This is a genomic window from Brevundimonas sp. NPDC055812 (assembly GCF_053616535.1).
Genome location: NZ_JBSHDX010000002.1, coordinates 416857 through 432567, shown reverse-complemented (window position 1 = coordinate 432567; position 15711 = coordinate 416857). Strand labels below are relative to the sequence as shown.

15 protein-coding genes are annotated in these 15711 nt (G+C 66.0%); 6 read left to right on the top strand and 9 right to left on the bottom strand.

Translation table 11 applies throughout. The features are described 5' to 3' along the window. Window positions 1–70: 70 nt before the first annotated feature. Both ACWGL1_RS05120 and ACWGL1_RS05115 read left to right on the top strand, forming a co-directional pair. Window positions 71–1876, top strand: coding sequence for a DUF885 domain-containing protein (locus tag ACWGL1_RS05120; RefSeq protein ID WP_452111346.1), 1806 nt, complete (start codon window positions 71–73; stop codon window positions 1874–1876). Between the two features lie 132 nt (window positions 1877–2008). Next, window positions 2009–2482: an Lrp/AsnC ligand binding domain-containing protein gene (locus ACWGL1_RS05115; RefSeq protein WP_253107971.1), complete on the top strand. Its 474-nt coding sequence runs from the start codon at window positions 2009–2011 to the stop codon at window positions 2480–2482. 171 nt (window positions 2483–2653) lie between these two features. Here the strand turns inward: ACWGL1_RS05115 and ACWGL1_RS05110 are convergent, their stop codons facing one another. From ACWGL1_RS05110 to ACWGL1_RS05085, 6 genes are all read right to left on the bottom strand, one after another. Beyond that, window positions 2654–3973: a PQQ-dependent sugar dehydrogenase gene (locus ACWGL1_RS05110; RefSeq protein WP_452111345.1), complete on the bottom strand. Its 1320-nt coding sequence runs from the start codon at window positions 3971–3973 to the stop codon at window positions 2654–2656. Further along, a complete protein-coding gene (locus ACWGL1_RS05105; RefSeq protein WP_269298516.1) occupies window positions 3970–4386 on the bottom strand; it encodes a DUF2231 domain-containing protein in 417 nt (138 codons plus the stop codon). Before ACWGL1_RS05105 ends, ACWGL1_RS05110 begins: the two co-directional genes overlap by 4 nt. Further along, window positions 4383–4607 (bottom strand): hypothetical protein, encoded by a 225-nt coding sequence (locus ACWGL1_RS05100; RefSeq protein WP_269298514.1) that lies wholly within the window; start codon window positions 4605–4607, stop codon window positions 4383–4385. Before ACWGL1_RS05100 ends, ACWGL1_RS05105 begins: the two co-directional genes overlap by 4 nt. 238 nt (window positions 4608–4845) lie before the next feature. Further along, window positions 4846–5967, bottom strand: a complete 1122-nt coding sequence (locus ACWGL1_RS05095; RefSeq protein ID WP_452111344.1) for an osmoprotectant NAGGN system M42 family peptidase — start codon at window positions 5965–5967, stop codon at window positions 4846–4848. A 19-nt stretch (window positions 5968–5986) separates the two neighbouring features. Next, window positions 5987–7633 carry an N-acetylglutaminylglutamine synthetase gene (ngg, locus tag ACWGL1_RS05090; RefSeq protein ID WP_452111343.1) on the bottom strand — a complete coding sequence of 549 codons (1647 nt, stop codon included), beginning with the start codon at window positions 7631–7633 and terminating at the stop codon, window positions 5987–5989. Between the two features lie 88 nt (window positions 7634–7721). Then, window positions 7722–9497, bottom strand: coding sequence for an N-acetylglutaminylglutamine amidotransferase (locus tag ACWGL1_RS05085; protein ID WP_452111342.1), 1776 nt, complete (start codon window positions 9495–9497; stop codon window positions 7722–7724). A gap of 64 nt (window positions 9498–9561) precedes the next feature. On the opposite strand from ACWGL1_RS05085, the gene ACWGL1_RS05080 reads away from it, so the two are divergent. The 4 genes from ACWGL1_RS05080 to ACWGL1_RS05065 all read left to right on the top strand — a co-directional run bounded on the left by ACWGL1_RS05080 (window position 9562) and on the right by ACWGL1_RS05065 (window position 12322). Further along, window positions 9562–10044: a MarR family winged helix-turn-helix transcriptional regulator gene (locus ACWGL1_RS05080; protein WP_200165218.1), complete on the top strand. Its 483-nt coding sequence runs from the start codon at window positions 9562–9564 to the stop codon at window positions 10042–10044. Window positions 10045–10872: 828 nt separating this feature from the next. Then, window positions 10873–11661, top strand: coding sequence for a Crp/Fnr family transcriptional regulator (locus ACWGL1_RS05075; RefSeq protein ID WP_269298506.1), 789 nt, complete (start codon window positions 10873–10875; stop codon window positions 11659–11661). Window positions 11662–11739: 78 nt separating this feature from the next. Then, a complete protein-coding gene (locus ACWGL1_RS05070; RefSeq protein WP_331283367.1) occupies window positions 11740–12222 on the top strand; it encodes a cyclic nucleotide-binding domain-containing protein in 483 nt (160 codons plus the stop codon). Continuing rightward, complete coding sequence (locus ACWGL1_RS05065; RefSeq protein ID WP_452111341.1) at window positions 12164–12322, top strand: hypothetical protein; 159 nt, start codon at window positions 12164–12166, stop codon at window positions 12320–12322. Before ACWGL1_RS05070 ends, ACWGL1_RS05065 begins: the two co-directional genes overlap by 59 nt. 234 nt (window positions 12323–12556) lie before the next feature. On the opposite strand, the gene ACWGL1_RS05060 is transcribed toward ACWGL1_RS05065, so the two are convergent. The 3 genes from ACWGL1_RS05060 to ACWGL1_RS05050 form a co-directional block, all read right to left on the bottom strand. Further along, on the bottom strand, window positions 12557–13273 hold the full coding sequence (locus tag ACWGL1_RS05060; protein WP_269298500.1) for a cyanophycinase: 717 nt from the start codon (window positions 13271–13273) through the stop codon (window positions 12557–12559). Between the two features lie 89 nt (window positions 13274–13362). Continuing rightward, complete coding sequence (locus ACWGL1_RS05055) at window positions 13363–14631, bottom strand: NAD(P)/FAD-dependent oxidoreductase (protein ID WP_269298498.1); 1269 nt, start codon at window positions 14629–14631, stop codon at window positions 13363–13365. A 155-nt stretch (window positions 14632–14786) separates the two neighbouring features. After that, a complete protein-coding gene (locus ACWGL1_RS05050) occupies window positions 14787–15698 on the bottom strand; it encodes a manganese catalase family protein (RefSeq protein WP_253107989.1) in 912 nt (303 codons plus the stop codon). Window positions 15699–15711 lie beyond the last annotated feature (13 nt).

Genomic DNA, 15711 nt, shown 5'->3' with positions numbered 1-15711 from the left:
CCTGCGAGGGGCGGCCTCTTTCATGACGGGCGTCCGGTCGGCGCCCAGAAGATCCAGGGGGAGAAGAAAGATGAAGACCGTGATCGCTCACAGCGCCATCGCCGTCGCACTCGGCGTTCTGGCGATTGGCGCCGGCGTAGCGCCGACGCCGGCCCTGGCGCAGACCCAGGCCAGCGCCGCGCCTGCCGCCGCGCGCCAGGCTCCGCCGCCGCTGACAGATCTTGACCGGCAGTTCCGCGCCATCGCCGATGAAGAATGGGCGTGGCGTCAGCGTGAATTGCCCTCGCGCCTCTCCAAGCCGATGAATCTGCCGGATGTGAGTGCTGCGACCCAGGAGCGCCGTCTCGCCTACTGGGTGGATGTGCAGCGACGTCTGAATGCGATTTCCCCGGATCAGCTATCGCCGTCCGAGCGCACCAACTACGCCGTCTACAAGAACCAGATCGACAACTTCGTCGATGACGGACGCTTCCGCCTTTACGAGATGCCCTTCAACGCGGACAGCTCGTTCTGGTCGAGCATCGCCGGCATGGCCAACGGAACCTTTGGCTCCGTAGCTGACTACGAACGCTACCTCTCACAGCTGGGCGATACGCCGCGATACTTCGACCAGCAGATCGCCAATATGCGCGCCGGCGTCGCGCGCGGCTTCGTCCAGCCGCGAGAAGCCCTTTCAGGACGCGATGTTTCGATCACGGCTGTGACGGATCCGACCGACCCGCTCAAGAACCCCTTCTATGCGCCCTTTATCGACATGACGGGCGTCTCGGACGCTGACAAGCAAAGGTTGCGGAGGGCCGCGATCGAGGTCATCCAGCAGAAAGTCGTGCCTGCGCACCGAACTCTGCTGACCTTCTATCGGAACGAATACCTGCCAGCGGCCCGCGACACCCTGGGGGCCAACCAGCTGCCGGATGGAGAGGCCTTCTATCAGAGCCAGATCCGCCAATACACGAGCATCAACCTGACGCCGGACGAGATCCACCGGATCGGCCAGGCAGAGGTCGCCCGTATTCGCGCGGAGATGGAAACCGTGATGCGCAGCACCGGCTGGACCGGCACCTTCAACGAGTTCACCCGCTTCCTGAAGACCGACCCTCAGTTCGTCTACGACAAGCCCGAGCACCTGCTGTGGCACGGCGCCTGGGTGGTCAAGAAGGTCGACGGAAAGATGAGCCAGTTTTTCGGCCTTCAACCGCGTGACACCTTCAGCGTCTCGGCGGTCCCGGCCAATATCGCCCCCTTCTACACTGCGGGGCGCGGCAACTGCTCGCTCAACACCTACGACCTGCCGTCGCGCCCGCGCTACAATATCCCCGCCCTGACGGTGCACGAGTGCAACCCGGGCCATGCTTGGCACGGAAAGATGCGCAAGGAGTTTCCGGGCATTCCCGAATGGCGTCTGCAGGCCAATATTTCGGCCTTCGGCGAAGGTTGGGGGCTCTACACCGAAAAGCTTGGCGTGGAGATGGGCGTGTACGAGGACGCCTATGAAGACTTCGGCCGCCTGAATTATGAAATGTGGCGCGCCGCTCGCCTGGTGATCGATACGGGTCTTCACTCCAAGGGATGGACCCGCGCTCAGGCTATCGCCTTCCTGAGCGACAATACGGCTCTGTCAGACCACGAAATCCAGACGGAGATCGATCGCTACATCACCTGGCCCGGCCAGGCCTTGGCCTACAAGTTGGGCGAGATCGAGATCGTTCGCCTGCGACGCAAGGCGGAAACGGAGCTGGGCGCCGATTTCGATATCAGGGCCTTCCACGACAAGCTGATCAGTCTGCTTGTCGCCACGATCCCGGCGATGACGGCCGAGATGGAAGACTTCATCAGCCAGAGCAAGGCGACCGCGAACGCGGCGCGCGCCGAGTAGGCCATCCGGCCGATCCACGGCTGGCGGTTTTCTCCCAGATCGCCGCCCCCCGCCGCCTGTTGATCCGTTTGCGGATCAGCAGGCGGTTTGTCATCGTTCGGAGTAGCCAGGATGCGTAAGGGGGAGCCGCGTATGAGCGCGGCGGGATACAAGCTGGACGAGGCTGACCGCCGCATCCTGCAGGTGCTCCAGCAGGACGGGCGGATCACCAACCAGGATCTGGCCGCCGCCTGCACCATGTCGGCGTCGTCCTGTTTCGAGCGGGTGCGCCGCCTGCGCGAGCGCGGCGTCATCGCCGGCTATAGGGCCCTGATCGACCCGAAGTTCGTTGAGCGCGAGCTGCTGATCTTCATCGAAGTGCTGCTGGACCGCACGACCTCGGACATCTTCGACCAGTTCGCCGAGCGCATCCGCCGCTCGTCCGAGGTGCTGGAGTGCCACATGGTGGCGGGGCGCTTCGACTATCTGGTCAAGGTGCGAATGAGGGACATGGCCGCCTACCGCGGCTTCCTGGCCGGCGCGCTGAGCGTCATGCCAGGGGTGCGCGAGACCCGCACCTATGCGGTGATGGAAGAGGTCAAGGACACCTCGGTCCTCGCGCTGTAGCCAATCGACGTCATGGCGCCTCGCAGATTTCCGCGCCAGCCGGATGGCGGAATACCAACGCGACGCGTAACGGCAGACGATCCGCACCTCGCGGGAGACACGCCTCGAGCGCTGGCCAAGGCGCTGAAGCTGCTCGAATCCGAAGAGGCCCGACTGGAGCGTCGAGTCGATCTATCGCCCGGGAGCGGCGCCTGCGGGAGCGACGCGCCAAACCGTGTTGGACAGGTCGTCGGCCACCACCAGCATCCTGCGCTGAGGATCGAACCAGACGCCCACGGGACGGCCGCGAGCTTCGCCTTTGTCCGTCAGAAAACCGGTCAGGAAGTCGACGGGCGGGCCGGCCGGCCGGCCGCCGGAGAACGGAACCCAGGCCACCTTGTAGCCCGCCAGATCCTGGCGATTCCAGCTCCCGTGCTGTCCGATGAAGGCCCCTTCGGCGAAGGCGCCGCCGAAGCCGCCGTCGCGGGCGAACGAGAGACCGAGGGCCGCCACATGGGCTCCCAGGGCGTAATCCGGCTTCACGGCCGTGGCCACCAGTTCCGGCTTCCGGGGCCACACGCGCGGGTCGACATTCTGTCCCCAGTAGCTGTATGGCCAGCCGTAGAAGGCGCCGTCGCGGACCGAGGTCAGATAGTCCGGAACGAGCTGGGGTCCGATTTCATCTCTTTCGTTCACTACGGCCCAGAGGGCGGCGCTCGACGGCTCGATCGCCAGGGCGGTGGGATTGCGGATGCCGCGGGCGATGGTCCGACGCGCGCCCGTGGCCCGATCGACGGCCCAGACGACCGCCCGCTCCTCCTCCACGGCCATACCCCGCTCGCCCGCATTGCTGTTGGAGCCGATGCCGACGTAGAGGGTCGATCCATCGGCGCTGGCGGTCAGGGCCTTGGTCCAGTGATGATTGAGGGCGGACGGCAGGCGAGTCACCACTTCAGCGGAGGCCGAGATCCGGGTCTGCCCTTCGACATAGGGGAAGCTGACCAGGGCGTCCTGCTCGGCCACATAGATGCGGCCGTCGACATAGGCCAGGCCATAGGGCGCGTTGAGACCGTCGATGAAGACCGTGCGGACTTCGGCGCGGCCGTCGTTATCGGCGTCGCGCAACAGCGTGACACGGTCCCCGCCCTCGACCTTCGTGTTGCCCTGCTTCTTGATGACCCCTGCGATGACGTCCTTCGGCCTCAAGGCCGGAGCGCCGCCGCCCCGCCCCTCGGCCACGAGGATGTCGCCGTTAGGCAGGACCAGCATCTGACGCGGAATACGCAGGTCCGTAGCGAGGGCCGTCACCACGAAGCCTTCGGGGGCGCGCGGCGTCTCATCTCCCCATCCTACAGGCCGGGCGATACGCATCGGCGGCAGCAGGGTTTCCCTGATCTCCGGCAAGTCAGGCGCCGGCCCGACTTCGTTGATCCCTTTTTCGCTTCGACCGCAGGCGGCCAAAGCAACGGCGCCGGCCAGGGCTCCGTACAGAAGAAGGTTGGTGCGGATCATCGGCCAGCCTCCTCGTCCAGCATCCCGGAATAGCGCAGCCAGCCCGCAATCAGGGCCAGAACGCAGCACAGGGCGGACAGGGTGACGCCGAGCGCGCCCACGGAGCTCCATCCGTCCTGACTATGCTTGAATGCGTTCGCAAGCCCGACAAGGCACAAGGCCCCGAGGACGCCGCTGTACAGAAAACGCGAGACCCCGCGGCGTCCCCAGGCCAGGTCGATCAGGCTCCATACGAACGCCGCCCCGCCGAAGATCAGACCGCCGACGATCGCCCAGGAAGAGAAGTTGCTCCACTGCATCTGCGCGGTCCGGAGGTAGGCCGCATCCGTCGCGGTCCCGAGGCTGAACAGAGCCACCGGAACGCTCAGGATCAGCCCCTGCAAGGCCCGCCCCGGGCCTGCCGTCGCGGTCATGGCCGGCTCTCGGCCAGTTCGATGCGACGGACCGCGCGGGCGCCGCGCGCCTTCATCCGCCGTCTCAGCTGCTCGCGGATGCTCCAGCCTTCCAGATGCATCAGATCGCTGATCGTATAGCCTTCCCGGGAAAGCGCTTCGCGCACGTCGCTGACTTTAAGGCAGGCGTGGTCTCGCTCGGCGATTTCAAAAGCGCGTTCGATGACATGGGTCTGGTTCATGGCTCCTCCTTCGCCTGACCCAATCGGCCCCAGGCCATGCGGTTCCGAGCCCGAACGATATGACGCAGGCTGGCGATGGTCCTGCAGGAGATTCCGCCCGCTTTCGAGGGCCAGACGCCCGGCGTGACGGCTCGCGCTCCGCTGCCGCCCAACGAGAACAGGATTCAATGTGCGTGGGACATGGCGTCTGGGTGAGAAGGACCTCGGTCTTCCCTCCGCCCCGACGGCCAAGGCGGCGTCAACTCGTCGAAATGTTCGGCTGATGCGTGAATCCCCTGACGCCTGTCAGCGCGCGCGCGTCGCGTCTGATTTCCACCTCGCTCTGAGCATAGAGGGTCAGGAGGCGAGCCAGATCGACCAGAGCGCTCTGATGGATGCGTTCGTAGCCATGGCTGGCGTCCACGCCGAACGTCACCAGGGCCGTGCGGATGTCGGCGCCGGATTCCAATGCAGAGGCGGAATCCGAACGGTAGTAACGGAACACGTCTTTCTGGTGCGGGATGTCGTGATCCCGCGCCAGTTGGACCAGCTTTCGGGAAAGGTGCCAGTCGAAGGGACCCGTCTGATCCGCCATGGCGATGGTGACGCCGAACTCGGACGAGTTCTGACCCGGCGCAGTGGTTCCGTTGTCCACCGTGACCATCGCCGCCACGTCCGGCACGAGCACGGCGGAGGCGCCCAGGCCCACCTCTTCAGCGATAGTGAACAGCCACCAGGTATCGACCGTGGGCGTGCGTTCTTCGCGCAGCATGCATTCCAGAGCGGCCAGCATGACCGCGACGCCGGCCTTGTCGTCCAGATGACGTGACACGATGAAGCCGCTGTCGGTGAACTCGGGCTGGGCGTCGATGGCGACAATGTCGCCGACATCCACGCCCAGAGCCAGGGTGTCGGCCCGCCCGTGGGTCACGGCGTCGATCCGCAGTTCGACCTGACGCCAATGGACGGGTTGATCGTCCACCTCTTCGTTGAAGGCGTGCCCGGAGGCCTTCAGGGGAAGGATCGTTCCGCGATAGCTTCCGCCTTCCGCGAAGACGGTGCAGCGCGCGCCCTCGGCGAAGCGTGACGACCAGTGGCCGATCGGCACAAGCTCCAGCCTGCCGTTGTCCTTCACCGCCTTCACCTGGGCGCCGAGCGTATCGACGTGCGCCACGATGGCCCGCGCCGGAATAGCTTCGAGACCCGGCAGGCGCACCCGGATCGCGCCGCGTCGGGTCAGTTCATAATCCAGGCCCAGACGCTCCAGCTCTCGGCACAGGGCCCAGACGGCTTCGTCCGTGTAGCCCGTCGGACTGGGCAGGCTCAGGAGTTCCCCCAAGCGGGCGTTCAGGTAATCCAGGTCGATCTTCGGGGAGGTCAAGGTCGCTCCTGACATAGTCTCAGGCGTCGGGGCGCGCCGACAGCGGGAACAGCAGATCGATGAACCGTTCTGCCGTGGGGCGGGGTTCGTGATTGGCCAGGCCAGGGCGCTCATTGGCCTCGATGAAGGCGTAATCCGGCTGATCCGGCGCACGCACCATGAGGTCGATCCCCGTCACCGGGATGTCGATGGCCCGCGCCGCCGCCACGGCCGCTTCGACCAGAACCGGATGCACCTCGTCCGTCACGTCATGGATGGTGCCGCCGAGATGCAGGTTGGCCGCCTTGCGCACGAGGACCTCCTCGCCCTCCCCTGCGACGTCATCCAGGCCATAACCGGCCTCCGCCAGGGTGCGCTCCGTTTCCGCATCGATGGGAATGCTGGATTCGCCCCCGGTGGCGGCGGCGCGCCGACGGCTCTGATGCTCGATGAGGACCCGCAAGGTCGAGCGTCCGTCGCCGATGACGCGCGGCGGACGCCGCACGGCGCAGGCCACGACCTCATAGTCGATCACGACCAGGCGCAGATCCTCGCCTTCCACCTGCTCCTCGACAAGGACGTCCGGACAGATGCGCCGGGCGCGCAGCAGGGCTGCCTGGACGTCGGCCATGGTCTTCAAACCCACGGCCACGCCCTTGCCCTGTTCCCCTCGCGCAGGCTTGACCACGAGCTGACCATAGGTCTCCAGCGCTTCGTCGATCGCGCCGAGATTCTGCGGATCGATGCGGCGCGGCACGCGCACTCCGGCGGCTTCCACGATCCTGCGGGTCACCCTCTTGTCGTCGCAGATGCTGAGAGCCACGGCCGAGGTCAGCTCCGAAAGGCTTTCGCGGCAGCGGACGGAGCGTCCGCCCCAGGAAAGGCGGAACAGCCCTCCTTCCGAGTCGATGATATCGGTCTGGATGCCCCGTCGCCGCGCTTCATCCACGATGATCCGGGCATAGGGATTGAGCGCATGATCATCCGAGGGCCCGACGAACAAGGCTTCGTTGATCGGGTTCTTGCGCTTCACGCCGAAGAAATGGACGCGCCGGAAACCGAGCTTCTCATAGAGGGCGATCGCTTGGGCGTTATCGTGCATGACCGACAGGTCCATGTGGGCCAGGCCGTGCGTCCTGAAGTGCTCCGCCAGACGGCGGACCAGAGCCTCGCCGATCCCCGGCTGTGTCGCCTGGGGATCGACCGCCAGGCACCAGAGGGATGCGCCGTTCTCCGGATCATCGAAGGCGCGAGCGTGGTTCACACCCGTCACCGTGCCGATCACCGCTCCGGTCGTCAGGTCCTCCGCGACGAAATAGGAGAGAGTCCGGTCGTCGCGATGCGACCAGAGGAAATCCGGCGGCGCCTGCACCATGCGACGCTTGGCGTAGATATCATTGACCGTCTGGGCGTCCGCTTCCGACATCAGACGGCGAACGGTGAAGCCCCGCGGCTGACGGCGGCTGGACCGATAGGTCGCCAGGTCCAGCCGATAGGTATGGGACGGATCGAGGAACAGCTCCTGCGGCGCCGAGGCCAGCAGGACGTGGGGATTGCGGACGTAAAAGGCGATGTCGCGGCGATCCGGCCCCTCCGCGCGCAGAGCCTCGACCAGAGGCGCGGCGGTCTCGAAGGTCTGGGCGAACAGAAGGCGGCCCCAGCCGCAGTCAAGGACGGCATCGCGCACGGACTCACGTCCCGAGGGCACGGGCGGTTTGAGGCCTTCATGACGCATGCGTTTCAGCCGGTGCGCCTTGGGACGCGCGAGACGAAGATCAGACGCCATGTTGCTGCATCCACATCTCGAGGACGGCGACCTGCCACAGCTCCGAACCACGCAAAGGGGTGATATGGCCTGTCGGGTCGTTGAACAGCCGATCCAGGTAGGCCCTGTCGAACAGCCCGCGGTCGCGCGCCGCCTGATTGGTCAGGGTCTCACGCACCATGTCGAGATAGGGACCCTGGATGTATTTGAGCGCGGGCACCGGGAAGTAGCCCTTCTTGCGATCGATCACCTCTGATGGGACGACAAGGCGCGCCGCCGCCTTGAGCACGCCTTTGCCGCCCTGGGCCAGCTTGTGTTCCGGCGGGATACGTCCGGCCAGTTCGACCAGTTCATGGTCCAGGAAGGGCACGCGCGCCTCCAGTCCCCAGGCCATGGTCATGTTATCAACCCGCTTCACCGGATCATCGACCAGCATCACCTGGCTATCCAGCCGCAGCGCCTTGTCGACAGAGGTCTCCGCCCCGGGTTGCGCGAAATGCGCCTCGACCAGAGCCCGGCTGACATCGACATCCGTCATATAGGCGCCGTTCAACTGGGTTTTCAGGGTTTCGTGGCTGCGGTCGAAGAAGGCGCCGCCGTAGGCCTCGACAGGGTCGGCGGCCCCGACCATCGGAGGATACCAATGGTAGCCGCCGAACACCTCGTCGGCCCCTTGCCCGGACTGGACGACCTTGATGTGTTTCGAGACTTCCTGGCTCAGCAGGTAGAAGCCGACATTGTCATAGCTGACCATCGGCTCGGACATGGCGCCGATCGTGCCGGGCAGAGCCTCCATCAGCCGCTGGTGCGGCACGAAGATCTGATGATGCTTCGTCCCATAGTGTCTGGCGATCAGGTCGGAATAGACGAACTCGTCTCCCTTCTCGCCGTTGGCCTCCTCGAAGCCGACCGAAAAGGTCATCAGGTCCTTCTGACCCAGTTCGGCCAACAGGCCGACGATCAGGCTGGAATCCACTCCACCCGACAGCAGCACGCCGACGGGCACATCGGCGACCATGCGGCGCTTCACCGCTATGCGCAGGCCGTCCAGCACCTGATCGCGCCAGTCCTCGGCGGTCAGGGCGGCGTCCCCGGCGTGGCGCGTCATGTCCGGGCGCCAGTAGACCCGTTCGCGCGACGCGCCGTCCGGCTCGATCACCCGTATCGTCGCCGGCGGAAACTTCTTCACCCCCTTCAGGATGGTGTGCGGCGGCGGCACCACCGCATGAAAGGTCATATAATGCTGCAGACCCACCGGGTCGATTGTCCTGTCGACGTCGCCCGCCGCCAGAAGCGCCGGGAGGGTCGAAGCGAAACGCAGCCGCCTGCCTCGTTCGGCCAGATACAGCGGCTTGATGCCGAAACGGTCGCGCGCGATCACGATCCGACCGCTGTCGCGTTCGTGCAGGACGAAGGCGAACATCCCCTTGAACCGCTCGACGCAGGCCTCGCCCCAGGCCTTCCAGGCCTTGATGATCACCTCCGTGTCGCCGTGCGAGAAGAAGCGGAAACCCAGGCCCTGAAGCTCCTCGCGCAATTCCGGATAGTTGTAGATGCAGCCGTTGAAGGCCAGAGTGACGCCCAGATCGGCGTCCACCATCGGTTGCTGCGCCTTCTCCGACAGGTCGATGATCATGAGGCGCCGATGTCCCAATCCCACTGGCCCACGCATCACTATGCCGGATCCGTCCGGTCCCCGGGGCAAGAGGGCGTCCGTCATCCGCTGTACCGCGCCGGCGTCGGCGGGGCGCCCGTCGAAGTTGATCTCGCCGCTAAGACCGCACATGGGTCCTCCTTGAAGTGTGGATGCAGCGCGTACAAATGGTTAGTTCACGAATGAGTTCAACCCAATGAGCGAAATTCCCCTGCCGTCAGCCGCCGACGCCACGGCGTCATTGGTGCGCTCGGTCCGCCGCATCGCCCAGGCGATCGACGTTCGCTCGCGCGAGATCGCCCGGTTGACAGGCCTGACGCTGCCGCAGCTTCTGGTGCTGCAATCCATCCGTCGTCTCGGCGAGGTCAGCACCCGCGCCATTTCCCAGGACGTCTCCATGTCGCCGCCGACCGTGGTGGCGGTGCTCGACCGACTGGAGGCGCGCGGCCTCATCGTCCGGTACAGATCGACCACGGATCGTCGCATCGTCCACGCGCGCCTGACCGAGCCGGGGCACCAGGCCCTGGCCGAGGCGCCGGACCTACTTCATTCGGATGTGCTGGCGAGGCTCGCGCTGCTGTCGCCGAACAAGCGACGCCAGATCGCCGGCGCCGTCGCCGCCCTCGCCGATCTCATGGCGCCTTCCGACTTGGGTACGGAAGCACATCGAAACGCCTAAACAGATCGACGCGGCGTTTCCCTCATCAGGCCTTCCCGGCGCCCGCGACAGCGGCGTCGCCTATGCCCGAACGCATGCTCAAGGCTAGGCCAGGTCCAACGGGATACGCCCAGCCGCAACAGCAGCTTGCTCCAGGCCCTTTTCCCGCAAGCGCTCCATCCGGTTGATCTGCCGGCGAACGCTCTCCCTTCGGCGAGCAGCCGCTCCGGGGGCGCAGCGTTCTTCCGCGCCTCGCCGATAGATGGCGATGTCACGGATGGTCCCTGCGAAACATGATCTGATCGAGCACGAGAAACAGACCCGCCGCCAGGGCCGCCCAGGCCCGAGCCCGATCAGGACCAGGCCTGCGAAGCCCTGCATTAAATGCGCGCCTCTCATCGCGGCGTTTCCCTTGCAGGCGCCCCGCCCCCCTGGCCGTCGTCCTGAAAATAAGGCGCGGCCTCCGGAAGCAGACCCTTGTCGACGGGCGCTTCCGAAAGGGGCTTCGACCAGGACAGCCAAACCAGGCCGAACCCCACAGCCGTCAAGGCGAGGCCCGCCGCGAGGATGATCGTAATGCGCCTCCCGCCGCGACCCTGGCGGGCGTACTGCGCTTCAATCGGACGCTGCTCGTGAACAGCGGTGGCGGATTTTTCATGTGGGCTTGGCGGCATGGTCAGACTCCTGATGCTCAGCCGCTCCACAATCATTCGTACGAACTGAGGTTGCCCTAAGGACGCCTTCAGACAAGCGGAACCCGGCGCCGACGGCTCCTAAAGCCTGCGGCTTAACCCATGTGAACGTGAGCTCTTCGGCGGCATGCCATGCTCCCGACGTGGAGGAATTCCCATGTCGCGTTTGTCTTCGTTCTCGCCTAGCCGTGCCTTCATCACCGCCCCCGCCCGCGAACTGGGGGTCGCCGACCATCCGGTCTTTCAAGCGCTGCCGCTTGAAGCTCGAAAGCGAATAGAGGCGACAGGCCGTCTGCAACGGACTCAGAGCTTCGGCCGGGCACTCGCCGAGCACGAACTGCATTTCGTCTTGAACGGCGCGGTGGGCCTGTTCCCGGGGGCCGGCGACATCTGCGTTTCGCTCGTACCCGCCGGGGCGGTTCAAGGATGGGACCGCGCCCTATGGCCGACCTCCCCCGGTCCAGTGGCCGTCCCCCTGGTGGAAACCCTGCTGTTCAGCACCCCCGCGGCCTCGATCCTCGACACGCTCGGTCGGGATTGGCTGACACGACTGGTCATGCTGCAGGCGCAGCAGCGTCTGCGTGGACTGGAGGCCGAGGCCTGCTGCAACGCCTCCCATGCGGTCCTGGATCGGCTCGCCAAATGGATTGTACGACTGCACGAGGGATCCGCCGGCGCGCCGCTGCATATCACACAGGCCCAGTTCGGCCAGATGTTGGGCGTCCAGCGCACCAGCGTCAATGTCGCAGCGGCCCGGCTCCAGGCTCTGGGTCTGGTTCGTTTCGGCAGAGGGCGGGTCCGCATCCTGGATTTGGAAGGCCTCCGGGCCGCCTCTTGCTGCGTCGCCCCCGCTGCGAGCCTCGCCGACCGGGCCGCGCCTGTGCGCGCTCCTGAAAGCAAGAGCTTCATTCAGGCGCCGGAGTCGCCCCTCAGGAGAATTGCCTGACGGGAAGGAGCGGCTCCCGCTCGGGAGCCGCAACGACTACGAGCCGCTGGCGTTGGCCTGTATTCGCAAGAGGACGCCATGCTCCACCTTCCTCCCACGCGTCGGCTCGAACTCAAGCTCGCCAGACGCGACTGTCTGACCGCTCAGGAATCCGCAGCCTTGGCCGGACTCGTGGAAGAGCCGGTGCTCAAACCGGCCGGCGCGCAGCTCGTCGGCCCAGGCGAACGGCCGGAGATCAGCACCCTTCTCCTTTCCGGCTTCGCCGCCCGGTACAGCGAGCTGGCCGACGGACGGCGCCAGTACACCCAGGTCAACTGCCCCGGCGATTTCGTCGACTTGCACAGCCTCGTCATGCGGCAGACGGATCATGGCGTCCTGGGTCTTTCACCCTGCGTCGTGTCGGCCGTTCCACATGACCGACTGAGGCGCATCACCGAGGATCGTCGACGACGGCGTCTTCGACCTGCCGATCCGACAGCAGGATCTGGCGGATTTTCTGGGCATGTCCGCGGTGCATCTCAACCGCACCTTGCAGATTTTGCGCGACACGGGCTGGATTAGCTGGAAAGGCGCCCAGGTTCGCGTCGTCGATCGCCAACGCCTCATCGAGGCGGCCGAGTTCGACGACGCCTACCTTCGCCTTGACTGTTCTCCGGTCTGACCGCCGCAATGTCGTCCTCCGCACGCAGGCAACGCCCTCGCCGCGTGCGCGCTGGCCTTAAGGATCAAGAAAAGGAACAGCGCTCATGCGGCGAAACAAGGCGGCCTGGATCATCACAGGCGTATTCATTCTTATCGTAGTGCTTGCCGTATTCCTGACGCCGCGCGGGCGCGACATGAACGCGGCGCCCGGGACGCTCGTCGATCAACCGGACCCAGCCGCCCAATCAGGGAGCTAGTCGGCCGTGTCGCGCGCAGCCGCCGCAGGCCTTCGCGCGTCCAGGTCGAAGCCGTCGCCATGAGCCAGCACATGCATGCGGATGTCGAACAGCGACAGGGCGTCGTCAGCCTGGCCTTCCGCAATATTGGAATGAGTGGCGGCTTCGCCGTCGACCACATAGACTGCTCCGGCGCCCAAAACAGTCATCCGGCGTCCTTCGACCACGAGGGCGGTGTCCTCGTCTACGCCAAGGCCCAGCAGTCTCGGATTATGCGCCACGGCGCCGAGCAGACGTCCATAACGCCCACGCTCGGCGAAATGCTGGTCGATGATGGCGTCCCGCAGCAATCCCAGTCCCGGCGCCATATGCAGCTCGCCGATGCGATAGGATTCTTCGGCCGTCCCCTTCACAAGCATGGTCTCGCTCATGACGGAGGCGCCGGCCGAGGTGCCGGCGATCAGGCCGCCCCTCTCATACAGACGCCGGACGCTCCGTTCGATCGGAGTGTCTCCAATCTGGCTGGATAAGCGGAGCTGGTCGCCGCCGGTGAAGAAGACTCCCGCGGCGTTCTCGAAGGGGGAAAGCTTGTCGGCGTCGCAGCCCTCGCGCGCCAGAGCCAGGGCGATGGCGCGTCCTATGCCGCGCGCGCCGCCGGTGACCAATGCCACCCGGCCTTGGAATCGCGGCGGCGCGCCGGGAGGCGGGGCGGGCGCGGGATCGTGAGCATTCATGGAGACGGCCTCCCTTACCGCCTCCCTGCAATCGCGGTCCCCGGACGCCATTCCGGAGCGTCTGGATTCAGACTTTCATCCGGGCTCCCTCAGTGCAGCTTGAGCCGCCCGGACACGCGGCGCATCAGCAGGCGGGACAGGGCCAGAAGCGCTGTACGCCGCAGGCCGATCACCGCGCGATAGTGGTCAAGGTGAAGACCCATATAGGCCTGACGCGCCAGCCAGCCCTCGATCAGGAAGTTCGGCCCGACCAGACCGCCCATCAGCGATCCCACGCCGCCTTCGCTGCCCAGGGACACCAGGGAGCCGCGGTCGCGATAGACATAGGGCCCCGGATCGCCCGCCTTGAGCAGGGCGCGAGCCAGATATCTGGCTTGCTGGGCCGCCGCCTGAGCGCGTGCCGGGACGAAGCCGGCGCCATGCGGAGTCTGGGCGCAGTCTCCCATGGCGTAGACGTCCGGGGCGGACGTCCTCAGACGATCGTCCGTCAAGAACTGATTGAGACGCCCGGTCTCAAGTCCGAAATCGCGATTGCGGGGCGACGCCAGAACGCCCGCCGCCCATACGGTCAGGTCCGATCGAATCCAGCCCCGGCTGGTCTGCAGTCCGTCCGCCGCAACCTGCTCAACCCTGGCGTCCACGGCGAGGGTCACGCCCCGGCGCTCCAGTTCCTGCGCCGCCTTGGCGGCCACGGTTTCGGGCAGACCGCCGAGGATGCGCGGCCCCGCCTCGACCACTGTCACCCCCAGATCGAACTTCTGATGGGCCCCCAGACCGGCTGAAAGGGCCCGGTGGCCTTCGATCAACTCGGTCGACAGCTCGACCCCCGTGGCGCCCGCTCCGACGATGGCGATGTCCACCCTTTGGCCGGGCGCATAGGCCGAGGCCAGGAAGGCGCCGGTCAGGCGCCGGTTGAAGGCTTCGGCGTCCGCCACGTCCTCCAGCAGGTGGGCGTGCTCGGCGGCCCCCGGCGTATTGAACAGATTGGAGCCGCTGCCCATCGCCAGCACCAACCGGTCATAGGCCAGCGTTCGCGGCGGAATCAGAACCCCGCCGTCGTCGTCCCGCACTTCGGCCAGACTCAGCCTCTTTTCAGCGGCGTTCAGTCCCTCTAGGTCTCCGAAGGCGAAACTGAAGTGATTGCGCCGGGCCAGCAGCGGATACGCCAGGCCTTCCTGATGCGAATCCAGCGAGCCGGCCGCGACCTCGTGCAGGGAGGGCTTCCACAGGTGAAAGATGGTCCGGTCGATCAGCAGCACGCGTCGCGGACCTTCATTGCGGCCCAACGCGCGCCCCAGCCGGGCGGCGAGCTCCAGGCCGCCCGCGCCTCCGCCGACGATGATGATTTCGTGGCGCATGTTTTCTCCTCGCGTGGCAAAGGCCGAACCCGAGCCTCAATGCGGATAAGGATACGGCCGACGCCTGACGCGCCGGCCGCTCCGCGAATGCGACGGTGTTTCGCATCGTCCGTCCGCAACCCCGCCTCCCCTTCCTGATGTGAAACGACCGCCCCCTAGCCCGGCGGAACGGATGGGACCGGCCGAGTTCGCCCCGCGCCTGGGCCGGCCCCGAGGTCCGCGCCGGTCAACGGATCGGATTCGGGATCGGAACGCGTGCGAGCGGCGAATGTCTCCACCGCCTTTTCTTCGTCGGCCGAAAGCGCCACCTCGGCGCGGCCGTCCCCGCCGTCGACGGCCATTTGAGCTTCGCGCTCGTCGACGGTGTCCCACTGCTCGCCCGTGTTCCACGGTCCGGATGCGTCGCCCTCGCCCTGGGACATGTTGTAGTATTTGTCCGCGAAGTCCGGATGGCCCGGCAGCTTGCCCGGCGGGAAGTTGGCGGGGATGGCGTAGAGGGCCTTCTCGAACGACTTCTGGTGGGCGACCTCACGCGTCATCAGAAAGGTCAGGGCGTCCTTGATTCCCGGGTCGTCGGTGACGTTGATCAGTCGCTCATAGACGATCTTGGCCCGCGACTCCGCCGCGATGTTGGAGCGTAGGTCGCAGGCCGGATCCCCGATCGAGTCCACATAGGCCGCCGTCCAGGGCACGCCCGCCGAATTGATCAGGGCCGCGCCGCCTCCATAGAGGATGGACGTAGTGTGGCTTTCGCCCCCCGACGTCATGCTGGCGTAGAGGTCGGCCTCCTCCTCCGCCGCCTCGGCCAGGCGCCCCTTGGCGCCGCGGTTCAGCATGGCGACGATCGAACCGATGATCTCGAGGTGGCTGAGCTCCTCGGTCGCGATGTCCATCAGCATGTCGCGGCGGGCGACGTCCTCGTCCGCCAGACCCTGCGTAAAGTAGCGCATCGCCGCCGCCAATTCGCCCTGTGGCCCGCCGAACTGCTCCAGCATCAGGGTCGCCAGGGCCGGATTGGGTTCTGAAACCCGCACCGTGTACATCAGCTTCTTGTTGTGCATGAACATCTCGCGTCTCCTT